At 44.1% G+C, this 25,362-nt stretch carries 14 protein-coding genes and 1 pseudogene; 3 read left to right on the plus strand and 12 right to left on the minus strand.

What is annotated here, in order from left to right:
* Position 1: 1 nt before the first annotated feature.
* From ISX59_RS08150 to ISX59_RS08190, 9 genes are all read right to left on the minus strand, one after another.
* Positions 2-3,157: a TonB-dependent receptor gene (locus ISX59_RS08150; RefSeq protein WP_032540211.1), complete on the minus strand. Its 3,156-nt coding sequence runs from the start codon at positions 3,155-3,157 to the stop codon at positions 2-4.
* A gap of 1,592 nt (positions 3,158-4,749) precedes the next feature.
* Positions 4,750-6,672: a glycoside hydrolase family 97 protein gene (locus ISX59_RS08155; protein WP_220575802.1), complete on the minus strand. Its 1,923-nt coding sequence runs from the start codon at positions 6,670-6,672 to the stop codon at positions 4,750-4,752.
* 20 nt (positions 6,673-6,692) lie between these two features.
* The gene (locus ISX59_RS08160; RefSeq protein WP_122296694.1) at positions 6,693-9,503 is read right to left on the minus strand and encodes an NPCBM/NEW2 domain-containing protein; all 2,811 of its coding nucleotides are present in this window, start codon (positions 9,501-9,503) and stop codon (positions 6,693-6,695) included.
* 17 nt (positions 9,504-9,520) lie between these two features.
* A complete protein-coding gene (locus ISX59_RS08165) occupies positions 9,521-10,957 on the minus strand; it encodes a sialate O-acetylesterase (RefSeq protein WP_122296695.1) in 1,437 nt (478 codons plus the stop codon).
* Positions 10,958-11,182: 225 nt separating this feature from the next.
* Entirely contained in the window at positions 11,183-12,856 is a 1,674-nt protein-coding gene (locus tag ISX59_RS08170) for a RagB/SusD family nutrient uptake outer membrane protein (RefSeq protein WP_122296696.1), read from the minus strand.
* 17 nt (positions 12,857-12,873) lie between these two features.
* Entirely contained in the window at positions 12,874-16,209 is a 3,336-nt protein-coding gene (locus tag ISX59_RS08175) for a TonB-dependent receptor (RefSeq protein ID WP_255580141.1), read from the minus strand.
* A gap of 235 nt (positions 16,210-16,444) precedes the next feature.
* The gene (locus ISX59_RS08180) at positions 16,445-17,410 is read right to left on the minus strand and encodes a FecR family protein (protein WP_032540204.1); all 966 of its coding nucleotides are present in this window, start codon (positions 17,408-17,410) and stop codon (positions 16,445-16,447) included.
* 67 nt (positions 17,411-17,477) lie between these two features.
* On the minus strand, positions 17,478-18,026 hold the full coding sequence (locus ISX59_RS08185; RefSeq protein WP_032540203.1) for an RNA polymerase sigma-70 factor: 549 nt from the start codon (positions 18,024-18,026) through the stop codon (positions 17,478-17,480).
* A 93-nt stretch (positions 18,027-18,119) separates the two neighbouring features.
* Complete coding sequence (locus tag ISX59_RS08190) at positions 18,120-18,800, minus strand: transporter (protein WP_005780751.1); 681 nt, start codon at positions 18,798-18,800, stop codon at positions 18,120-18,122.
* Positions 18,801-19,033: 233 nt separating this feature from the next.
* Between ISX59_RS08190 and ISX59_RS21415 the strand changes: the two are divergent.
* Positions 19,034-20,151, plus strand: a pseudogene (locus ISX59_RS21415) (sensor histidine kinase).
* On the plus strand, positions 20,148-20,885 hold the full coding sequence (locus tag ISX59_RS08205) for a LytTR family DNA-binding domain-containing protein (protein ID WP_005780748.1): 738 nt from the start codon (positions 20,148-20,150) through the stop codon (positions 20,883-20,885). Before ISX59_RS21415 ends, ISX59_RS08205 begins: the two are co-directional and overlap by 4 nt.
* Positions 20,886-20,976: 91 nt before the next feature.
* Here ISX59_RS08205 and ISX59_RS08210 read toward each other — a convergent pair whose 3' ends face one another.
* Complete coding sequence (locus ISX59_RS08210) at positions 20,977-22,161, minus strand: aminopeptidase C (RefSeq protein ID WP_005807760.1); 1,185 nt, start codon at positions 22,159-22,161, stop codon at positions 20,977-20,979.
* 119 nt (positions 22,162-22,280) lie between these two features.
* Here ISX59_RS08210 and ISX59_RS08215 point away from each other — a divergent pair, with 119 nt between their 5' ends.
* Positions 22,281-22,739: a copper resistance protein NlpE gene (locus ISX59_RS08215; protein ID WP_220575805.1), complete on the plus strand. Its 459-nt coding sequence runs from the start codon at positions 22,281-22,283 to the stop codon at positions 22,737-22,739.
* A gap of 1 nt (position 22,740) precedes the next feature.
* Here the strand turns inward: ISX59_RS08215 and ISX59_RS08220 are convergent, their stop codons facing one another.
* Together ISX59_RS08220 and ISX59_RS08225 are read right to left on the minus strand one after the other, a co-directional pair.
* Positions 22,741-23,946 carry a hypothetical protein gene (locus ISX59_RS08220; RefSeq protein ID WP_122330548.1) on the minus strand — a complete coding sequence of 402 codons (1,206 nt, stop codon included), beginning with the start codon at positions 23,944-23,946 and terminating at the stop codon, positions 22,741-22,743.
* Positions 23,943-25,268, minus strand: a complete 1,326-nt coding sequence (locus ISX59_RS08225) for a DUF4270 family protein (RefSeq protein WP_220575806.1) — start codon at positions 25,266-25,268, stop codon at positions 23,943-23,945. Before ISX59_RS08225 ends, ISX59_RS08220 begins: the two co-directional genes overlap by 4 nt.
* Between the last annotated feature and the right edge of the window lie 94 nt (positions 25,269-25,362).

The raw sequence follows: 25,362 nt of genomic DNA on the forward strand, positions 1-25,362 counted from the left end.
ATTAGAATGTGAGATTTAAACCAACAGATAATGATCTTTGCATCGGATATTTGTATGGGTTATCCAATTCCGGATCGAGTCCGTCGGGAGTGTCTGAAATAGTGAAAAGGTTTTCACCGGTAAAGTAGATACGTATCTTTTCGATCGAAGCTTTCTTGGTCAATACTTTAGGTAATGTATAACCAATGCTGAGCGATTTCAGACGACAGTAAGAAGCGTCAACCAGATAGCGTGTCTGAGCCTGATTGATGGCCGAACCACCATTGAAGCGAGCGCGTGGGAAGTAGGCTCCGGTGTTCTCTTCAGTCCAGTAATCGTTGTTGTAGGCTGAAGGTACCTGCCATTCGCTTCCGTAATGGCTGCGGAATGAAGTGCCCGGCAGATAGAGGTCACGTTTGCCCACACCCTGGAAGAAGATACCCAAGTCGAAGCCTTTCCAATCGGCTCCCAGATTGATGCCGTAATGATAACGCGGAGTGCTGTTACCGATAATTTTCATATCGCCCGGATTATCAACAGTGTTGTCACCCCAGTCAATAACGCCATCGTTGTTGCGGTCTACAAAACGGATGTCACCCGGCATCAGTTTGATACCTCCTGATACTTTATCCTGATTGGCGGCTCCGGCTATTTCTTGTTCGGACTGGAATAAGCCATAGGTTTCATAACCCCAGATTTCTCCTTGTTTCTGTCCCACATACCAGTTGCCCAGTTCTTTTGACTTATTATCGAACTTGGTAACTTCCGATTGATAGTCGGACAGATTGAATCCGACTGTGTAGTGGAACCCGCTTGCCAACTGGTCGTTCCAGCTGATCTCAAATTCCCAACCTTTCGTCAATGATTCGGCTGCATTTTCCTGAGGTTCGTTGGCACCCAGGATACCCGGCAGGATTTTACCTGCGGCAAGAATATCCGATGTACGTCTCTGATAATAGTCGAAAGCACCTTTCAACCGGTTGTTCAGGAAGTTGAAGTCAAGTCCCAGGTCCCATTGTGTTACGGTCTCCCAAGTGATGGACGAGCTGACAAGTCCACCCGGAACCACATACTGCGGTTGGTTGCTGCCCATAATCCAACTGGTCTGTCCGGTACTGTAATTAGAGAGATAAGCATACCATCCATTGTCGAGTGCCTGATTGCCTAAGCTACCATAAGAACCTCTGATTTTCAATTCGTCAAAGAAACTGTTTGTCCAGTTCTTGAACCAGCTTTCATTGGATAGCCTCCAGGCTGCCGAGAAAGAAGGATTGAACACGGCACGGTCGTGTTTGGGGAATTTGGAAGAGAGGTCGTAACGGCCGTTTACTTCAAGTAAATAACGGTCGTCATATCCATAGTTGAGGCGGAAGAAGCCGCTTCGGGTAGCCCAGGAGTTGTCATAGCTGCCTACCAAACGGTCGCCTGTGGCATAGCTCAATGAACCCAAGTCATTTGAGATCAGTTGTTCGCGTCCGGCATTGAATCCGGTGGTGTGCTTGCTTTCCTGATTGTAACCGATCATTCCCTTCAGGTAATGTTTGCCCAACGTCTTTTCATAATCGCCGAAAAAGTTGAAAGCATTGTAGGTATCGTTGGCTTGTGACTGGGACACAGAGTTCGGATTGGTCCATGCAAAAGTTTGCAGGAATTGTCCGTTGGCTCCATATTCGTCGAATGACTTCATGTGTACCTTATTATTCTCACTATAGTAATTGAACGTATAGTCCATGTTGATGCTCATACCTTTAATAGGAGTCAGCTTCATCGTGATCGTGTTCCAAAGGTCATTTTTGTTGGTTTGCCGGTTACCGCCGTCTTCAAGAATGGCAGGGAAGTTGGTAAAGTCGCCCTGTCCGGCCCAATTTCCGTCCGGGTGTTTCACCGGCATGATAGGACGCGTATCACCTCCCATAAAATTATCGCCATGCACGTTATCCTGATTCAATCCTCTCAGCTTGGTGCGGTTGAAGCTTGTTTTCATGGAGAGGTGCAACCATTCGTTTATGTCATAGTTGATGTTGTTCATCACATTGAACTTCTTGAACTGTTCGTTACCGAAACGAATTAGAGATCCCTGGTCGGTATATCCTAAAGAAGTGTAATAGGTAGCCTTCTTACCGCCGCCACTGATATTGACATTGTACTTCTGGACAGGATAATTCTTCTTATACATCTCTTTCATCCAGTTGGTGTTACCGGCATACGTGTATTTGGTGCCGTTTTTACTGATACTCGGATCTGAGTGGATAAATACCGGAGAGTTGTTTGCCGGATCTTTATAGTAAGCTTCAATGTGTTGCATCCATTCAGCATCGAAATAGTCTCGTCCCACTGTGTTTTGCTGTGCGGTGTTCATCCAGGTAGCATATTGCATGGAGTTCATATAGGTGGGGCGCGTAGTAGGTCCGTTGAAAGAAACCGAAGCATCGAATGATACTTGTGTCGGCTGGTCCTTGCGTCCTCCTTTGGTTGTGATCAATACAACGCCATAAGCCGCACGTGCACCATAGATAGATGCGGAGGCGGCATCCTTCAGTACGGAGACACTTTGCACGTCTTGCGGGTTAATGAGGTTCGGGTCCATTTCCACGCCATCGACCAATACCAGCGGTGAACTTCCACTCATGGCAGTGGTACCACGGATATTGAAACTTGAACCTTCGCCCGGACGACCACTGGTGGTTACGTTTAAGTTGGGGATAGCACCTTGCAAACCTTGTCCGAGATTGACAATCGGGCGGTCTTCCAGCACCTTACTGTCCACAGCTGATACGGCTCCGGTCAGGTTGGCTTTTTTCACGGTGGCATAACCAACGACTACCACCTCTTCCAATGCCTTGCTGTCTTCAGCAAGCTTCACTTGAATGGGCTTTCCGGTATAAGGAATTTCCTGTGTGACATATCCGATGTAAGATATTACAATAATATCTCCTTTTTTCACGCCATCCAACGAGAATTTACCTTCTAAATTTGTGATGACGCCGTTAGTCGTGCCTTTTATCATGACACTGGCACCAATAACCGGGCCCATCGCATCTTCAACCGTTCCTGTTACTTTTTCTTGAGTAACTTCAGGAACCAATGCTTCTGTGGCTTGCGTTGCATACGAATAAGCTGGGAAGCTTAGTGCACCGGCGAGCAAGAGCAGAGTAACTTGTCTAGTGATTTTTAACATAACAATTTTGTTTTAGATTAATAATAAAGGTTTTGTTCGGTTCTTTTACATTTCACTTTCTCCATTCATCTGCCTTTCCTTTTTCTTTAAAATAGGATTAGTTCTAACAGAACTTGGTGTACTGTAAGGCGTTTATTATCACAGGGTATGCGCATTTATGTACAGCTCTGCTTTTATTGTGAATAGTTTTGTAGACGGGAAATAAAAGATTGAAATGGCCTGTTGTTCTACTAAATGACCGATTATCTTGTTTGGTATTTAGTGTTTTATGACAAACTGAAGACTTTTTGCAATCCTCTCTGTCTACCCTGACATATATCGAAGTTTGTTTCTCTTGATTTGTTTCCGGAAGGAGCGTAGAGGGTGAGGAATATTGGGTTAGAATCACGGCTCTTTCATTTACCCCGCCTTCCTCTCATACAAAAAACACGTTTCGATCTTCCATCTTCCACCTTTGAGAATGCATGTCGTTGATTGTGAGATGTGTATATTGGTGGAAGATGCGGTTTTTATGCCATTTATCTTCCACCCCCATCTTCCATCTTCCACCCGCTATTTTAGGGGATATTTCAGCAGTAACGGTTTGGAAAACAAATGGATATGTCCAATTTCTTATCCGTTTATCTCTCTAAAAGCATTTCATTTCCCTTACTCTCTTTAGTGCAAATGGTCGGATCTTTATCTCAGCCCGGGCATGCGGGCTCATCGGCCCGGGTATGCGGGCTCATCGGCCCGGGTATGCGGGCTCATCGGCCCGGGTATGCGGGCTAATCAGCCCGGGTATGCGGGCTGGGATAAAGAGTTGTATGACAATGGTTAATCTACTACACTTCTCCGGTAATAGCCGGCCGGATTCTTTCTTAAAAAAGAAACAACGGAGCACTGCTTCCGCATCGCTGTGTGCGAATGGAAGGTTTTGTGGGGGGACAAGGGAGGAAGACGATTGTTAAATGAAAGAGCCGTGGGTTAGAATGAAAAAAACTTTTGTGATTATTATCTATTTTTAAAATAATCGCTATATTTGCATCATTATTAATCTAAAAAACAAAAAATATTCTGTTCTTTTTTAATACATTATAAAATGTATTTCTTTAAAACCGATTAATATGGTTATAGTTCTGTTAGGAATAATCTGTATTTTATTATTTTGTCTTTAGTTAATCTGTTGTGTAATAGGAGTATATGCGTTAGGTAGGGGGTGAATCGAATTCTGGTTCTGTATGTTGTAACAATCTGTCGGTTACAAGAAAGAAGGTGTGAATCTCGATGAAATATTCGAAATTTTTGTGATTGAATGTCCGATATTTGTTATGTTGGTTCTATTTGTGTGTTCTTTTTTCCTCTGGCGATCCTGTTTGAATTGCTAAATGTGTTCTGTTTACAGTGGGCGAAGTGTTTTTAATCTTGAAGGTGTGTCATAACTCTTTTTACCACGGAGTGCCACAGAGTATCACAGAGTATTTTGTTAATAATCAATAACTTTAAATCGCCTCCGTGTTACTCTGTGACCTCTGTGGTGAGTGCTGACACACACTCAGGTTGATAGATCACATTATTTCTTTGACAATGTGTTGCAGGGGATTAGTTTTATGCTATTTGTCGGTTCTTTCAAATTTGGCTAAATAACCTCCTCCCGATAATAATTTTATTTTTAGCGTTTTACCCGATTTTATTTTTCGATTGTTTATCACAATCTTTTTTCTGTTTTCTCCGTCATCGGATGCATAAGTCATGCGGTAGTTGCCTTTGGGCAAAAAGTCCAATTCGATTTCTTGGGTAACAGCCTTTTCTCCATTTAAGATGGAAAGATACCATATATCCCCTTTTCTCCTGGATAATGCGGCCAATTCGCCTATCCGGCTTTCTTTTAGAATTTTTGTCTGATCCCAGACGACTGGTACTTCTTCAATAAACATACGTCCCGGACATGTCAGCATATCTTCCATGTCGGCTGCAAAGATCAGCATGGGCGATGTGAACGTGTAGATACTCGCCAATTGATGCGTGAAAGTGACAGATGGAGGGCAGAATTGGCGGAAGTTCAATGGGGTATAGTCGGCAGGACCTGCCAGCCAGCGGGTAAAGGGTAACACCGTATTGTGATAAGGCCACGGTGGGCCTGGAGCCCAGTTATTTTCTCCACCTACGGACTCTAAACCGCGTACAGCCTCTTTGGCCAACAGGTTGGGATACGTATAGCTGTCGCCTGTAGGTTTATTCACCCCATGGAAAATAACCATCAGATGTGCTTTGGCGGCATCTTTCAATATATTCTCCATAAAATTGACTGTAAATAGATTCTCTGTGTGGAAGAAATCTATTTTTAATCCTTTTACACCGATTTCCGCACATCTTTTCATAAAATTGTTGCGTTCGTCCGCATCCAGCAAGCCGACATCGGATTTATTACCATATCTTGGAGAAGAAGGCCGCCATACCCAGATATCTACGTTTTTGCTGCGGGCATAATCGACTAACTCTTTGAGTAATTCCCATTTGGTACGTCCATTGGCATTTTTCTCTGTTTCCGGCCAAAGTTCCCAGCCATCATCCACCACAACAGATTCCAGACCTAACTCGGCTGCTCCGTCAACATATCTTTTGTGAGTCTCTACGCTCAGCCTGTTCTCTCCTTCCACTAACCAGGTGAAAACCGAACGTCCCGGTTTAATCCATTGGGTATTTTTTCCTTCGGGGAAAAGTGTACGCTCCGGCTGGTCTGATACTTGGGCTATGATACGATTATTAACCAATCCATCCAGATTCTCCGATAACATCAGGATACGCCAGGGAGTGATTATTTCCTTACTACCGTTGCGGGGAGAGACGATCCAAGGGGAGTTGCGTACTTCTTCATGCCAGTATTTACTGGCCGGAATACCTGTGATTATTCCTGTTTCCAGATGGCCTTTGTTGTCTACATAGCCTAATTGTACCCTGTTGTTTTTATGTCCAAACAATACTGCACCGTGAAAATTAAACAGATTGGCCTCGGTGATGGCAGCATAGGTACCGTTGGGAAGACGGAAAGTGGCGGGAGGGGCCAACAGCTCGTTTTCTATCTTGTCGGTGGTGCGATCCTGGTAAGCTTGTATCCATCCGTATTGAAAAGGGCCGCTGGCGTACCATACCCGGGTTCCCGCTGGAAATGTGAAAGACGTCTCTTCACCATATACACAACGGCTGCCTGTAGATGGAATGCGGTATCTTAAAGCTATTCCGTTATCAAATTCGCGGATGTCAAGGTGATAAATGTCCCCATCCTTTTTTTCTATTGTATACGTTTTGTACTCCGCATCTGTTTGTTCGACCGACTTTATTTCGACCGATTTACCCAGATCTATATTGTCAATGTTCATGCCCAAGGGCGATGAACTGATGGTTGGTTCGCCTTTATAGGTTACTTCGAAACAGAGTCGGCCGGTTGCCGTGCTGAGGTTTATCTTTGTCTGCTGGGCTCCGGCAAAACCGGGAAAGCAGAGGGAGAATAAGAAAATTGTTAGTTTACTTTTCATATATTAATTTTTATGTGTGGCTATTCAATGACATACCATGTGTATCCGCCGGCAGGAATTCTGACAGTCAGTTCTACTGAGTAATCCCGTTGTAAGGTATGGGTAGTGGGCGTTCCCTCCTGTTCTCTTATCTGTGCGGTTTTTGTCAGGCCGGTATAATATAAAGGTAACCGGATGCGGCGGATGATTTCTTTGTCTGTGGGATTGAAGAACATGGCTAACCCTTTTTCTTTTTCCGCAGGGTTGGCATGCATGATGCCATCCCAATCGCGCGCATCGGGTTTGCGTAGATGGATAATGTCGCTATTCAGTATGTTTCTGTATTTTTTATACCAGTTAATCACTTCCACGACTGCCTTCTTGGTTTCTTCCGTATCGTAAAGGCGGGGGCCGCGGTAGCAAGCTTGTATACCGGCACCGTAGTTTTGAAACATCAATGTCTTATACTCATACAAGTGTTCGCTCAACGGCTCTAATGTGGCAGCCGATCCGCCTCCTTGATATTCTACTAATGGGACAAAGCTCCAAAGTGAGGAAGGAATGCGTTCCCATGTACAGTCATAGTTCAACTGGCGGGTATGGATCAGCTGACGATCGCGTGGAAGCGACCAGTTGGCTTCGCGATAGCCGATACCTACTTTAGTAGAACCGTTCAGGAAGTAAAAGTCGGGTACATTGATGTATATTCCGTTCTCACACATCCAATGATAAAGCTCCGTAATCTTATAGAATTGGTTCCATTGTGAGTCCTCCAATCCTTTATGATGGGTATGGGCAGTGGAAGCACAAAAGTCTCCGGGATAAGAACCATCGTGCTCAAAACAACGCATGCCGGTTTTTTCAAAGAAAATTTTTATCTTACGGAAGTATTCGTAGCCCCAATCACTACTGAGGCAAGGAGAACTACCAAATCTCATGCCCCCACGTTTACCTGTCTTTGGATTGATAACGTCTGTCTCATCACTGATCCAGCGGCTGGCAAGTAGTGAGTAGCAACCCATTTCAATACCCTTGCTACGGGCGTAATCCACAAATGCTTTGTATTTTGCTATATTGGCATTAGAAATATCTTCTGCATTCAGTCCGGAGCCAAAGCTGAGGATAATCATTTCGTAACCTGTTTCGGCACATTGGTCGATGGCACGGTACACCACCTTCGGATCCGTGGAAGTGAGATGCATAAAGATTGGATTTTCTGTGCTCCACGGTGCTATCGTGCGGTATAGTTTCCGAGTGAATAAGCCTTTGCGCTCCCGGTCGTAGCTGTCGAACGGCATTTCGTATACACTGAAAGACTGGAATGTACCGTTGGGTTGCAAACGCTGGTCGGGACCTATCGGAGGAGAGACATCCAGCACGCAAGGGGTTTGTAACATATAGTTGCGCTGAGATGTATAGGCAGGATCGGTTACCCACTTTTCCGTAATATCCGTTTCTTTCTCAGTAAAACTTCCGCCGCAGGCGTAATCACTTTCTATGTGAATATTGGGTAAAAGGAATTTGGTGGGATCGCCCCCTCCGGGAGATTCCGGTTCGGAAAAGGCCAGGTATTCCACTTGAAAGGCATCGATATTGACAGGAAGAACAGAGTGGTTCACTAATTCAAAACGTTTGCGAATAACAGGAATCTTGTCATAAACGGAAACATGGAGCTTCACTGTGACATCCTTTAGTTCCTTATCGCCACGCAAAGTGAATATGATTTCGCAGCCTGTTGCCGCCTCCTTATTCAATGCCCAGCGGCTACGTGCCCATTTTATATCTTCTTTGATAGGGAGTATTTCAAAGTCTTCTATGAGGAAAGATTCGGGAATGGTGGTCATTTTTTCTATCCATTCTTCTTTTAAATAACCTCGTTCCGGTTGTCCGGTCAAGCCGCCTATCATCCATTTCTTGCCATCAATTTGTATACTCCCTTCACTGCTGACAGCGCGTAGCATACTCTCTCCTGTCATTCGGTTGATGAAGTTGGTCGTTGCCAGATTGGGGAATATCCGGAAAGTGCGTGACACCATCGGATTGGCCACAATGATACTCTTTTGATCTGCCGATGCGTAAATGCCCGCTTTTGACTTCTCGGAACTGATCAGCCAGTCAAAGTTGGTTTGACTGGAAACCGGTTCGGATAAAACAGGGAGTTTACTTATTTTTTTCGCCAACAGAGTGGAGATGGTCTTTGTCATTTCAGGACCTTTTCCGGCATATCCGGCATCGAGGGTGCATGGGCGATCGGATTGATATTCTATAGTTGGCGCAATCCATAAAGCGTTGTCGCCGCTTGCACCGTCATTGGTCGGTTCTACTGCCAATTCCAGAACCCGAACTCCCTTCAGGCTTACATCAATGGACTGGGGAGCCTCGTTACCACGCACAATGCCGCTATTGTAAAGTTCTTTGTTGTCGCCTTTCAAGACGAACCGAACTGATCCATTTTCTATTTTTCCACTTTTACCGGCCAGTCCTATGAACTGTTTGTCATCTCCTTCTTTGCGGAAATAGAGTTTCGTTCCATTAACTAACGGAAGGATGGTCAGGCTTTTGTCTGAGACCTCCACCTGAGAATCGGCAACTCCCACTTGGGCATGAAAGCGTGTGGCATTGCCGTGCAGATCTATTTTTAAGATACTTTGGGCATGGGTGCCTATCACGTCCTTAAAAGTCTGTCTTTGGATGGTGGCTGGTTCTCCGCTTACCGATTTCCCGGTTTGTACCTTTCCGTATTCTTGCCACAATTTAGATAAGTCCAGTTCGGACAGTTTGATGGTGTGCTGGGCTTGTCCACATAAGCATGTGAAAAGAGTACCCATAAGAAGTAATATTTTTTTATCCATATAATTTTAATGTGTTTTTATTGATTGTTACATCGTTTGTTACTATCCGTTCGGAACGGAGCGACAGGCAATCCTTCTTGATTGAATAAATTTCCGATAGTGGCATCATCGAAGCAATAGCGGACGGCTACCGGATGTTTTACTTTCGGTGAGTAAACCGTTATCTTGTTGCCTTTTATCTGCGCTTTGGCTTCTACGAAGCGCCCGTCTTCACCGGCTATGAGCAGTCCCCTGATTTCCTTCTCCGGACAGACCAACCCTTTGGAGGCATGTTTAAAAGTAAGTATGGCTTTTTTCTTGTCAACAACCATTTGTTCCAAGGTGGGGCTTTCGTATCCGTCTTTCAGTAAACCGTACTTTTTGCCCAGCGCCATGTTGGCTAATCGTACGCCTACTTCTTGTTTCTGAATCGGATGAATGGTTTTCGGATCGCCTTTGTCTGTGATAACGACGAGCGCCGTGTTGCGAACCTTGCGTGTTATCTCTTCTTGCGCTTCACGTATAAGCGCAGGTCCGTTATGGGTTGAACCGTAGTTGAATGGAGCTATTTGAACCATGTAAAAAGGAAATTCTTTGCCGAATCCACTTCTCCAGCTTTCAACCATTTTCTCTATCAACGTCGTGTATGAAGAGGGGTTGTCTCTGTTTGATTCACCCTGGTACCATATTGTTCCGGCTATGTCGTAAGGCATCAAGGGATGGATCATGCTGTTATAAAGCACACCGGGCTCTACCGGCCACCAGGGATATGTCTTGTCAATGATCGCGTCTTTTATTAGGGGGGTGCCCATGACTACCTCTCGTGGTGTCCATACTTCTGCCGGAGTTCCTCCCCAGGCTGAAACGATCAACCCTATCGGAACATTCAGCTTCTGTTGCAGGTGCTTACCGAAGAAATAGGCGACAGCACTTCGTTGTCGCATGACTTCCGGTGTACATTTTTCCCATTGCGCATAGCAGTCTTCCTGTAAGGTTCGGCTACCTTGCTTGTTCAGGCTGAAAAAACGAAGGTTGGGGTGTATGGCTGTCGCAATTTCCTCTTGTTGATTGGGGATGCCGTTATTGGGACACCATTCCATATTCGACTGCCCGCTGCATAGCCATACTTCTCCCAACATAACGTCTTTCAACTCGATTTTATTTCCTTTCATGTTGCTAGAAAATAGTTGTAGGGTATAAGGACCGCCATGTTGGGTGGTGGGTATTTGGGTTTTCCAATGCCCGCAGTCGTCAATAAGAGTCTCGATAGTGTCTTTTTGCGCCCAACTTCCTACTATTTTAACTTTTGTGCCGGCTTCTCCCCATCCCCAGATGGGGGCTGAACTTTGTTGCTGGAGTACGATATGATTCGAAAAGATGGCAGGCAAAGATAGCCGGGTAGAAGTTTGCCCTTTGATAATCAGGCTGCTGCATAGGACTAAAGATAAAAATGTAATTCTTCTGGAAACATTCATAATGCTATATTACTAAGGTGAATATATAAAGGTATTATTAAAGCAAACAGCTTTGCTTTAAATTCGTTTGTAAAGAAAGAGAATAGAATGATATAAATCAATGTACTTTTGTAAAAAAAAGATGGATGATTTTCTTTTTACCGGAGACTTTATTCTCCTTTTAGAAAGACAGAGATGTTTTTTCAAGGCATCTCTGTCTTTTGTCTACCGTTATCTTATTCTATATTATTCGTAAGGATTGAATGTCCCATTATCCCAGCCTTGTGTCTGCTGCAATTTAGAGTTTTGCTCCAGATGCTTGTTAGGAATGGCATAAAAATAGTAATTATCTTGAAAATCAATTTCATATTTCTGATCCAATACCACTATTGAGTCTTTAAAATAAGTGGTATAGTCTTTCTCTATATCTACTTTATCTTTTAGATTATCAAATTCTGTTGGAGATCCTTTTAGTTTGGGTAAAAGGCCATGGCGCTTGATTCCATTCATTTCGGAAGCAAACATGCGCCGACGGCGTAAGTCCCAATATCGTTTTCCTTCATAGGCAAATTCTATCTTGCGTTCCAGCATGATAGCGGCTATCATTTCATTGTGTGACATGTTTTCTTTTAATCCGTACATATTATTGTCTCCGGCTGTTATTCCGGCGCGTTTACGGATACGTTTCAATACACTATATGCTTCATCGTATTTCTGAGTTTCGGCAGCGCATTCGGCGTAATTCATCAGCACTTCGGCAAAGCGTATTTCCACCCAGTCCGTACTACTTCTTTCGGTATCATAAGGGGTGAAATTTACGTTGATGGCTTTCCGGCAGTAGAATCCGCTGGCAGAGGGGTTGAGGGTGGAACTGCCTTGGTAAGTCCATTGGATTCTGTCTTTTTTGCCACTAAGTTCCCATAGGCAGCCGTTGTAGGCTATCGTACTGGTAAACCGTGGATCACGATTTCTCCAGAAATGAAGCGGATCATAATCTGCTGATTCTGTGATAGGAACGCCTGTGATCATTGGGTAAGATTCTACCATTTCCTTAGTGGGTTGGTTGGCTCCCGAATAATTCTGAGCTTCCGATAACGGACGGGTTGCCGCATCCCAGTGATGTACGATGTCGGGTTCTTGATAGCGCGTCACGAACAAAACTTCCTTATTCATTTCATCGAACCAGATATTTTCATAGCTTTCATACAAATCATAACCGTTCGTTTCTATTTGTTCGGCAGCCTTCTTGTTATAGGCATAAGCTGTTTCCCAGCGTTCCGCTTTATTTTCCGGATTAAATTGCGGACTGGCATAATACAGCAAGATGCGACCTTTTAGTGCTATGGCTGTGGCTTTGCTGAAACGTCCTTCGTCATCGCCTGTCCATTTCCATGGCAAATCTTGAATGGCTTCATCCAAATCCTGAATGATCAAATTGATACACTCTGAGGTCTTGTTGCGGGTAACATACAAATCATCGGTCAGTGCCTGCGGTTCCATGATCATCGGCACGCCTCCATATTGGCGCACCATCTGGAAATACCGCCATGCCCTGAGCACTAAAGCCTGTGCCCTTAAGGAGGCTTTGGTTTCTGCATCCAGATCGCCGGTCTTAATGCTGTTCAGCATGATATTAATGTTACGAATGCTGCTGTAATTCCAAGTATCTATGGAATTGGTGGTAAGTTGTCCGTACAATATACCGGTCTCTCCATAAGCCTCGTCCGAATAACCTGCTACATCCTGATCCCATCCCGGCAGATTGTCACGATATAGCTTATTAAGATAGGCTGTGGCATATTGGGCATTATTCCATACGTCCTTTTCTGTGATGGCAGATAAGTCTTTCTTATTTAATACATCTATACAGCCAGAAAGAATGACTGTCAATACTAAGATTGCTATATATTTTGTTTTCATAATAATTTAATATTATATTAGAAACTAACATTAACACCGAATGAATAGGTTTTCATTAACGGGTAATTCATGATACTTGAATTTTCAGGGTCATAGTCTTTTATTTTATCTTGTAATAGGAACAAATTAGTTCCTATCAGGAAGAATCGCATTTGTGAGAGCCCCCATCTTGAAACCAATGGTTGCGGGAGTTGATAAGTGATGCTCACGTTCTTCAAGCGTAGGAAAGAAGTATCTTGAATCCAGAATGTTGATGCTTCTCCGGCTCCGTTTTCCCATCCGGCTGCGGGATATTTGGCATCCGTGTTCTCAGGAGTCCAGTAGTCTGCCCTGAATGCGTATGACGTTTCTTCCATTCCACCCCATTCTATACGTTTGTCATAGAAACGTTTTCCACCGGCTACACCCTGGAAGAACAGGTCGACGCTCAGTCCTTTCCATGATCCTCCTACGGAGAAACCGTAATTGATTGGAGATTTGGTGTGTTTGATTACCCATTCCTGATCATTACTATCGATCTTTCCATCCGGTTCATCAGAGTTGGCACCTCTGATATCTTTATAGTTCAACATTCCCAATTCGGGCTTTTTACCAAAGATGGTATATCCTTCGGGCAGGGCATCGAGTTCGGTTTGTGTACGGATAATGTCTGTAGCTACATAGCCCATTTGTCGGTCCGTATTGTATCCTAACTCTGATTTGTAAGGACGAATATTTTCAGCTTCGTCTTTGGTAATTAGTTCGTTGACTGCATATCCGAGGTTTCCGCTTATGTTGTAACTGAAATCGTCCCCTATCTTATCCTTATATGAGAGCTCTATTTCGAAGCCTTTGGTATCGATGGTGGCATAGTTTTCTTTGGGCATGGTGCCACCAAAAGTAGAAGGCAGGCTGGCCAGGCGTTCACCTAAAATGTCGTAGGTATGTTTGTAAAATCCACCGACACTTAATGACAGACGATTACGTAGAATTTGCATATCAAATCCATAATCTATATCCAATGATTTTTCCCATGTAATTTCTGTATTGGGGATTACACTGGCTGATACCCCGTTGCTCAACGAACCGAAGTAGGCGCCTGAGTTGAGGTTATAGCGTTGCATCCACTGCCAGCCGCCTACAGCATCGTTACCTAGCAAACCGACTGATCCGCGAAGTTTCAGGTAGTCTATAAACCCGATGTTGTTTTTAAAGAAATTTTCTTCTGAAATACGCCAGGCGACAGATGCGGAAGGGAAGAAGCCCCAGCGGTGTTTTGGATCGAAATTGACAGAACCGTCATAGCGGAAAGAGGCTTCCAGCAAGTATTTACTATCATAAGTATAGCCCAGCCGGCCTACATACGAAAGACGTCCGCCTTCTGAACCACTTCCGTTTAGTGTCGAATTCTTTGGATCGGAACTACCTGCGAATATTTGATCTACGGCAGAGGAGATGAAATAATTTCGTTGCCCGTCCAGCCAGTCGTTAGTACCTTCATACTGTTCGTATACAAACAATGCGTTGATATCGTGTTTGCCGAAGGTCTTGTTGTAGGTAACCATGGCGTTCAACTGATAACTGTTATCATTATTGTATTTCTCATACAGAAAGTCTCCATCATCTCTGGTTTTGACATAATCAATTTCATTGGTTGGGATATGATTGTGTGCGCCGGTTGTTTTAAATACGTACAAGTCGTAGGGGCGACTGAAACGTTTGATGAAAGTATGCCGCTCATACCGGTTGTATGACAGTTTCAGGCTTAAGCCTTTAATGAAAGGAATATCGTATTGGAGAGCTACATTTATCTCGTAGTTGGAATAACGCTTTTTATTATAACCGCTATTCCCGTTAATAACCTCCATGGGGTGCCATGCCAGGAATGTCCCGTTGGGTTTTCCATCGATATAGGGGGCAAAAAGACCACGGCGTAATAGTCCGTTATAGAGATTACCCATGTTGTCATTGTCGTTATCCCATTTCCAGTAAGGTTTGCGATCGTTTCGGGTGTCCATATTCAGGTGTAAAGAAGCCTTCAGTCCCTTTATAATATTGACATCGATATTGCTTCGGATGCTATATTTTTTGAAATTAAGATTGTCAAACGAACCTGTTTCATAATAATAGTTCCCTCCAATGAAGTATTGCACTCTGTCATTTCCTCCGTTTACATTCAAAGAGTGGCGGGTAACGATGGGAGATTTCCATGCTTCGTCAATCCAGTTGTAAGAATTGTCTTTAAAATATTGTAGTTCATCGTCAGTGTAATATTGCATGTCACCTTCGGGCACCCGGGCATGGCGCAAGGCATCGTTGGTATATAGCGCTTGTCGATACGTATCGAATACTTCAGGTATCTTAGTTGCATCTGAAATACCAACTGATCCGGTGTAGTTGATAGTCGGTTTTCCTATTTTACCTTTTTTAGTAGTTACCAGAATAACTCCATTGGCTGCGCGTGAGCCATAAATAGCAGCGGAAGCACCATCCTTTAGTACGGAAAGGTTCTCTACTTCGCTGGCATCCAATCCGTCGAATGCAAATTTATCGCGAACTACACCATCGATGACATAGAGTGGAGTCGTTTGATTCCACGTTCCATCGGCACGGATGGAAACAGACGAACCTCCGCCCGGTTTTCCGGCAGTTTGGGTGATATTGACCCCTGCCAACCGTCCGCTCAAAGCATTTGAGAGATTGGCGGCGGGAACATTTTCGATGGTTTTAGAATTAATGGAGGCTACCGATCCGGTCAGGTTAACCTTCTTTTGAGTTCCGTAACCTATTACGACTATTTCTTCCAGCTCCTGTGAATCTTCTTGCAGTGTAATTGTAATTGATTTCTTTCCATTCAAAGAAACCGTCTGGTTGACATAGCCTATATAGGAAATGGTTAGAGAAGCCTTGTGAGTTACTTCAAGATTAAATCGGCCGTTAATGTCGGTAACGGTTCCGTTAGCTTCTGTACCTTGCTCAAGCACGGTGGCACCAATAATAGCTTCTCCGTTTTTATCAAGAACGATGCCGGTTATCTTAATTTTATTTTGTTGTATTGTATGGATTCCATTTACTTTTTTTGAAAATATGATGTAATCATTTGTATGCTCATACTTCAAATCTGTATTTTTCAGCAGTTCTTTCAGCATGTCGCTCACTTTGGCCTTCTTGTGCGATAGCGTAATCATCGTTTTCACATCCAATTCATGGCTGGCGTATACCACCAGACACTTGGTTTGTTTTTCGATTTCAGAAAATAATGTCTCTATTGTTATAGAGTTAGAAGGCAGTTCGATTATTGCGTTTTGTGCTATTCCGCTCGAAGCATACAGTTGAAAAGCACAGGTGAACATCATAAACAGGGCTGTTTTCATAATATTTAATGTTCTGTTTTTCATTTTTAGGTACAAAAGATGTACTAACAAAGGTTTTATTTTCATATCTTTGTATTCAATTAAGTTAATGATTCTGTCTTTGAAAGAATTTCGGAATGCCTTGCTTAATCCCGGTCGGTAGGTGTTGGCGCACCTATCGACTTTTTAGGATTGCAATGGGTAGTGGTGTTTGTTTATGGACTCATAGTTTTTGATTTTTTAGTTTGACAATTAGTTAACGGTATAATATAATTTCATTCGTGTTTTCATTTTTCTTTATTTTGAACGGATGTATTTTCCGGATGATCTGCAATACTTCCATTACGCCATCGCGTTGTCGAAATTTTCCAGTGTATTCGTATTCCTGGATAGATGTGTCTTTGATGGTAATTTTTATATCGTAATATAATTCCAGCTTTTTCACTATATCTTTTAATTTCTGTTTCTCAAAAGTATAGAGACCTTCTTTCCAAAGGACAGGGTTTTGCGTGATAGGTTTCACAGAGAAGTGTCCTTGAGTTTCGGTCAGTTTCTGTTTAGGTTGCAATACCATTCCGCATTGTTCTTTGTGTGGGAGATAAACCCTCACGGAACCTTCGAGCAGGGATACTGTCAGATCTTCTTCCGGATAATTGAATACATTGAATTGTGTTCCCAATGCTTTTATGTCTACTTTCCCTGTGGATACTATGAAAGGTGTGGGGCTTTTGGCTACCTCAAAGAATGCTTCTCCAGTTAGCTTCACCCGACGCTCTTCACTGAATGCCGATGGATAAGTAAGGACCGAATTTGCGTTTACCCATACTTTACTGCCGTCCGGCAATGTGATATGTGCACGTTGCCCTGCCGGGACAGATAATTTCTGGGTGAGTGGATGGGGGGCATCTGCCTTGCCGGGTGAAAAGGTAGTCCACCACCATGTGACGCTTATACAGAGGACGACAATTGCGGCATAACGTAAAAAAGACAGCAACACTCTTCTTCCTTTTTCAGCTTGGCGCACTTGCAGGAAGTGCCTGAGGCTCTCTTCACCTATTATTTCCTGTTTCTCTTGCGGGTGTAGCTTCATCAGCGATTGCAGTTGCTGACAGTACATCATCTCCTTTTTCAATTCTTGGTTGGAAAAGGCTTCTTGCAGTAAAGTTCTCCTTTCTTCTTTGCTGAGTTCTCCTGCGTAATATTTTATAATTCGATTATCCATTTCGGGCTTGTCTATATTATGTAAACAATGGAAGTGAGAAAATCCGCTAAAATAAAAATAAAAAAAATTAAGATAGGACAAATAAAAAGAGAAATAGAGGTAGGTTATCTTTTAATTCTTCCCGTAACCTCTTGTAGGCAATGGCCATTTGAGACTCTACGGTATTGATGGAAATTTGTAGTTCTTCAGCGATTTGCTTTTGTTTTTTTCCTTCCAGTTTGTTCATGATGAAGATTTTCCGACATCGTTCAGGAAGTGTCTGAAAGGCATTGTCTAATAGTTCCTCTATGCAGGTTTCATCGGGGAAATGGGTGTTAAGTATTTCTAAAGAATCATATTTCATGCGCATAGCCATATTGAATTCATTTTGCATATCAAGTACAGCTTCTTGCTCGAGCATTCTTTTACGTAAATAGTTCAGACAGCTGTTTTTAATGGAAGTGAAAAGATAAGCTGTCAGGTTAGCGTATGCGTCCAGCAGGTCACGCCGTTCATATAAATGTAGAAATACATCTTGGACGATATTTTCCGCATCATCTTCGGAGTATACATATTCGTTTGCGAAGTGTTTGGCCCGTGAATACCACGTGGTATAAAATTTTTCAAAATCTATCATTTACCCGAATATTGAATTAGTATATGGCAATTTGCTTATATTGATAAGGACTGATGTTGCAAAGATAAAAAGAAATATGGAAATGCCAATTGTCTACAAACTTATTCCGAAAACAAAATAGAGTTGGTTTTCGTATGGATTAGCTATCAGTTTACCAAAAACAGATGGAGTGAATCCGGATGAAATATTCAATGTTTTGGTAGCCGAAAGTCCGACATTAACTACATTAAATTTGTCAGCGTATTCTCCTTCCCATGGGGTGAACCCGGCTTCGACAGCCAAGTCTACTCCCTTTACAGTGAATGGATAGCTGAGTTCGCAATAACTGGACCAGGCACGTCTTTCATTTTCCCGGTAATCGTTTCCGGCAAAGGTGGTATACCAGGCCAACGATAACGGGAAACTTTCACTAATGGTATAGACAGCTCCTGCTTCAAAGGTGTGACCTGTGGTGCGGGGAGTATAGTGGAAATAGTTGAATGGTTCGTCTTCACTTTGGTAAAAGTAGTTATTAAGGCACAGTTGGAGGTTTTTATATTCATACTCCAGCGTAAGGTCTATTTCATTATTCTCGTTTCTGAATTCTGTCGATCCCCATGCCGATAGGGTCCATCCTTTCCACTCTACACCGAGAGTAGGCTGTACGGAAGCATTTCCATTCTTCATTCCACGCCAGATGTAACTGCTTACCAGGTCGGCATTGATAAATACTTCTTGTGCCTGTATGGCAAAAGGGCAAAAGATGAAAGCTGCAAGTATGGCTAATTTCTTCATTAAAATGGCGGATTATTTTTTCGGGCTGCAAAGATAGGTAATTACTGGCAAAATTCGTGGCTGAGGGGCATCGATCTTTTCAGGGTAACGAATAAATGCACCGGCGGAGAAAAGGGAAGTTCATGATTTACCATGCTTTATCGTCAAAACGTCCCTCTTTGTCGAGTTCTTTTGTCGGGTATGGACAAAAGGGGGTATTTTTGTGGACTAATCTTCAGAAAGACTTTATCATAATGAAACAGATTAATAAGCAGCAATTACTGGAGCAGGTGGTTTATCTCGTCATCTGGCTGACTGTTATCTTCGTACCGTTGGTGGGCGACTATCTGTTTTCATCCATCAGTTCGATACATACCTTCAGTTGGCAGACCATACGGGTGGCATGGCTGTTGACGTTACCCTTTTTTCTGCTTTTTGTAGTGAACAACTATTTACTCGCCCCCTGATTGTTGCTTCGGAAGCGATATTGGCAGTATGCATTTTCGTTGATAGGAGTCATTGTTCTGCTTTTTTTCTTATATCCCTCCTTCAGCCGGCCGAGGCACAGGCAGTTCAACAACCCGATGCCCGTTCCTCCCGGTTATATTTATGAAGAACATTCGTCTCAACCACCCATGCCCAAGCGAGTGATGGATCCGCTCCGGCAGGGGCCTTATCCTTTGCCGGGCTATCTTTTTGGACGTTTCTCACTGGCTTTGCTGGTGGTGGGGTTGTGGCTATCAAGCTTCTATTCAAGTCCATGCGGGATGAAGAGGCACTGAAAGAGTTGGAACACCAGCATCTGCAATCGGAATTGCAATATCTGAAGTATCAGATCAATCCGCATTTTTTTATGAATACGCTCAACAACATTCATGCACTGGTCGATATGGATGTCGGGAAAGCCAAGAAGACCATTGTCGAACTCTCTAAACTGATGCGTTATGTGCTTTACGAAGCAAGTAATAAAACGATTTTGCTTTCGCGTGAGATACAGTTTCTCGATAACTATATTACCCTGATGAAGCTTCGTTATACCGATAAGGTTTGCATCATGTGCGACATGCCCGGCGAAATACCAAAAGTACAGATACCGCCTTTACTCTTTATCTCTTTTGTAGAGAATGCGTTTAAGCATGGAGTGAGTTATCAGAAAGAGTCGTTCATACGAGTTGCCATGACTGTAGAAGATGGGAAACTTGCGTTTCGCTGTTCCAACAGCAATTGGGGAAAATCCGGTGAACAGAATCATGGCATCGGATTGGAAAATGTCCGTAAGCGGTTGAGGCTTTTGTTCGGGCAGGACTATACCCTGTCTATCAACGAGCGCGAGGGTAGTTTTAACGTTTTATTAATCATTCCTCTGTTATGATAAAATGCATTGCTATTGATGACGAGCCGTTGGCGCTTGAACAATTGGTAGGTTATATTTCACGTGTCCCCTTCCTGCAACTAATTGCTTCCTGTCAGGATGCTTTCGGTGCCATGCAGGTGCTTTCTGAAGAAGAAGTCGACTTGATGTTCGTCGATATTCATATGCCGGACCTGAACGGACTCGATCTGGTGCGTTCATTGGTGGTGAAACCTCTGATTGTGTTTACTACCGCCTATCCGGAATATGCTGTTGAAGGTTTTAAAGTGGATGCGGTGGACTATCTGTTGAAGCCGTTCGAGTTTCAGGATCTCCTGAAGGCGGCGGACAAGGCACGCAGGCAGTTTGAGTATCATTTGCAGGATTACGGGGGAGGGGCGGAATCGGATTTGCTGGAACGGGACGGTTCGTTGTTTGTGAAGTCCGAATCCAGGATTATCCGTATCAATGTGGCGGATATTTGTTATATCGAAGGCATGAGTGAGTATGTGCGCATTTACACGAATATGGCGGATAAGCCGGTAGTCACTCTGCTGAGTATGAGAAGACTGGAAGAGCGTCTGCCGCAAGAAATGTTTATGAGGGTACATCGCTCCTATATCGTCAATCTCCGGAAAATAACGGAGGTCTCACGGTTGCGCATCATTTTTAATAAGAATATATACATACCTGTCGGCGATAATTATAAGGAGAGGTTTACAGAATATATCAACAAGATTTGTATCAGCAGTTAAGGTCGGGTTACAGGCCATAAGAACGGGCTGTAATCTACAAGTGGATTACACCTTGCAGACTACAGCCCGTGGCTCTGTAACTTGTAATTTCTTACTTGATTCCCAGTTTCTTTGCGATATCTTTAGGAAGCGCATCTTTGTGAACCAGAATATTCATAGTCTTGTAAGCAACGAAAGCTTTAGAAGCATACCAGGTACCTTTGTACTTGTTATTAGTGCCCCAAGAGTTTTTCACCATAAAGTATTCTTTTCCGTTCTGATCTTTGGCGATGCCGTAGATAATCATTCCGTGGTCATCGGTTGTTTCCCAGTTATCGAAAGCCGTCTGGCGCATTTCCTGAGTAACTTTAATTTCCGGCAGTGGCTTTGAAGTCAGTTCTTTGCGTTTGTCGGCGGCGGTCATTCCGGTCCAGCGGGCCATATCCGAACCTGTCAGTTCAGCACCTTTGGCTGCGTCCGGCATTACGGCGATACCGTCACGGGTAAATCCTTCTTCGCTGACGTCACTACCCCATGCGAACGTGTATCCGTTCTTTACAGCATTGTCCATTACAGCCATGAATTCGTCAAGCGGCAGGTTGTATGACAATCCGTTGCGCCAGTTGTCCTGAATTTCGATGGCAAACTGTGAATAGAAGGGGTGGTGTGTGTATGAAGTCAGAGATACATAGTCGTCCGGATTCAAACCCAGAGACTGTGCAAAAGTCATCGGAGTATATTCTTTACCTTTGTAAGTGAAGTTCTCCGGACATTGTCCGAGGTAAGTGTCATAGATGGCGCAAAGACCCTTTTTCCATACCGGAGTCAGTTTCTTCAGTTTGCCTTTGGCAATGGCGTTTACATAACCTTCCGCTGTTGCATCCAGTTCGTTGTGAACGGGCAGTGAGTCACCATACATGATACCCGGCATGGCTTCTTGCGGAACAAGTCCGTAGTTCTTCATACAGAACATGATGTCATAGAAGCTTCCTCCCGGAGAGAAGGAGCTGTCGCCATGATAGCGGACATAGTTAACGGCGCGGTCAACCATTGTGTGGTGTACAACGAACATTTCAGAAAGATCGTATTCGCCTTTTCCCGTACGGAGCAGTTCCGATTCGAGGAAGCCGAGGCTCGAGAAGCTCCAGCAAGTGCTTGAACGATTCTGGTTTTTGATGGATGTAATCGGGTTTTCTTTCACTGTCGTGAAAACGAAGCCTTCTTCTTTTGGTTTGTCTTTGCCCAATGCGCTCAGACTGATCAAGCCTAAAGCGGCCAGGAGGATTGTCTTTTTCATTATTATGTCGTTTTTATTAATATTTATGCGACAAAGATAGCTGAATATCCTTAAATATGGAAATGAACGCCTATCTTTGCTATCATATTTTAATGTTTCATTTATAAAAACTTAAACCGATGAAAAAGAATCTTTATTGGATGGCAGCAGCATTTATCACTTTAACTGCCGTAGGTTGTACAAATGCGAAGAAAGCCGATGTGTCTGCGGCGGGTAACGATACCACCCAAGTGGTAGATATGCACACTGCCGAAACCTCTCTCGATTACTATGGAGTTTACAAAGGTACGATTCCGGCTGCCGATTGTCCGGGCATAGAACTGACTCTGACCTTGAAAAAGGATCGCACTTATACATACCACTGGCTTTACATTGATCGCAAAGATGCCGAGTTTGATGAAACCGGCACATTCACGGTAAAAGACAATCTGCTGACACTTACTGAAAAAGGAGGCGAAGTCTCTTACTTTAAGGTGCAGGAGGGCAGCCTGGTGATGCTGAACAATGAGAAACAACCTGCTACCGGTGCTTTGACTGATGCTTACGTTCTGAAGCAGGAAGAAGTGTTCCGTGATTAGTCTATTGTATTTTCGCCCGGTATGTCCGTTCCGAGAAGGTAAAGTTGAAGAAGAGTGCCAGCCCTTGTTCCCGTTGCATACCGTTGGGCAGATGGAGTTGATCACTGTATTTCACTCCTAACGAGAGGACATTTCCGTTATAGAGAGTGAAGTTGCTTCCTGCACTGATGTAGTAGTTGGTTGCTTTCTTCTTCTGGATGACCATATATGAATTGTTGACGCCCGCTCCGAGTAACAGTTTCATCGGATTGCGGTAGATATTGCCTGCTGTGTAGGCCATACCTGCCGATAACCGGTGTTGGTTTTCGAAGCGGACGTTGCTTTTTGAAGACTTCATGCGGCTCCAATCCGTATATTTGTATTCGGCTGTCAGCATCCAGCGGAGGCTATTGTATGATAATCCCGCCCCGATAAACTGCGGGAGGCATTGGCGCACATAACGTTGGCTTTCATCAATCGACTCGCTGCCCGACGAACTGCTCACCGACAGGTTGTTGTCTTGTGCCAGATCTTGTGAGTACCCGTATACAAACCCTGCTACAATGGACTTATCCCTATTTAGAGAAAACTTGTATTGCACGCCGAAATCGACATAAAAAGCATGCTTGTAAGAACTCTCTTCCACACTGAGACTTCCCTGAGTCTCTGTTTGTTTGATGGTTCCGGTCACGTACGAAAGATTAGCACCGACAGAGAAACCTTTGAAAAGGCGGTAGGCGGTACTGATACCCATTTTAGATAGCCCCCCTTCTCCTTCAAAAAGTGATGATACGGTGGAATTTCCGGTTCCCGTGATGTCCTGATCCAGTGTGATAGCGTATCCCATACTGCTGACCGGTGCCATAAATACAGCCCCGTACCAATGGGGAGTGAGACGGCAACCGATGCTGAGGTTATTCAGGTTTCCCACTACCGAATGATTGCTTGTTCCGGTTTGGGTGTAGATTTTGTATGCCCCCATCAGTCCGGCGTCTATCAGAAAACGTTGTCCTTCGATGGCGGTAAGTGAGGCAGGATTGGCAGTATTCAGGAAGTTATAGCTTTGCAGGGCGATTCCCGCTCCGCCCAGTCCGGCGTACTGTCCGCCTTCTCCGGTTGAAAGTTCGCCCAGGCCGAACATGGATGTAGGGGAATTGGTTGTGTTCTGACTATATATTAATAAGGTGGAGTGACAAAGCGTAAGCAGTAGAATCAGCTGTCTTTTCATGGGTTATATGTTTTATAAAGTATGGTTAGTTTCACGGGGCTACTGTCCGGATGGCCGGCATCTCCGAATACGACTCCACTCAGGGTGGTGAAAAACAAATTGTCCGGAAGCATCAGCTGAAGGATTTTCCGGTTGTATCCCACCGTCCCCAGATTGCTTTGCAGGAAAGAGGTAATATCGAAAGAGTAATAGGTCTCTTCTCCCATCATTTCGTCCGTTACCAGGCTTCCGGTTTGTACCGAACTGCCTGAAATATCCGTCACGACATCTTCCGTTACATTGTTTTCGTCGGCTGTATATAGTGTCAGCGATTCGGGGAGAGGATACCGTTCGCCATACGTCTCTTTTACCGGATAAAGGCGGAGGAGCGCACTTTCGATAGTTACCAGTCTGCCTTCGGCGCGCAAGTCATTGAGGAATGGGAAGTCGATGTTGAGATACATTCCCGTCAGTCCTTGCAGGTAGGCCTGGTGGTCGGACTTTTCCGAAGGAAGCCCGTTATTGATTCCGCTTTGTAAGGAGGAGAGGGCTGTCCGGCTACGGTCACAACTGACTTGGTTGAACCTCAAGTCGCTGTTGGCCGGGAAACTGGCGGACAGTTCCGTTGCGTCTGTTTTCGTCTGGTGATAATAAAGTGTGATGCACAGGCTTGAATCATTCACCATGAAACCGTTGATACAACTTCCTCCCTCTTCGGGAATGAATGCAATGCCCTTGAAATAGTCGCGGAAGTATTCCTGTGACTCCATCTCGCGTGATCCGTTTTGGAAACGTTCGAACCACTTGAGTCCCCATTCGTCGGAGAGGCGGATTTCGTGTTCCCGGGTGGTTTCGCCCGGAGTGGGAGTGAAGGTGAACGAAGCTAAGGGAGTGGCATGGTAAGCCACTGTCGATTTGCTATACAGGTATCCTTCGTCCAGCGACAGATTTTCTGAGAGGCTGTGCAGTGAGATGCGTTGCGGATTCAGAGTATCTCCCAGATAATTGCCCGAAGAGTAGAACCGGATGGTAATGGAATCGAAACCATAATCGGCATCTTCGCTGAATGAAACTCCCGGTACGTCATATTCTGCATAGAAAGCGGTCTTTATTTTGCCCCAGACGGGATCGTCAATGGTTCCTATCTGGCAGACTGTGTCGCCCGATGTGGCAAGAGAATCACTCAGGATAGTGCTGATGCGGACCGTGCAAGTATCGGTCTGCACCGTCCGCAGGGAACTTTCCACCCATTTGCCTCCTACTGTCGACAGTTCGTCCCGGCAAGAGGCAAGGAGGGATATTAAAAGAGTGATGAATAAAAATGATAGGGTTTTCTGTTTCATTAATCGGATAATTTTGCCGCAAAAGAAGTCGATTTCTCTTCCCTGTTAAAAAACTATCGACTAACCGGAATGATTTATCGACTGCATTTTGGTT

Origin of the sequence: Bacteroides sp. FSHCM14E1 (genome assembly GCF_019633785.1) — a bacterium.
Classification (GTDB): Bacteria; Bacteroidota; Bacteroidia; order Bacteroidales; family Bacteroidaceae; genus Bacteroides; species Bacteroides hominis.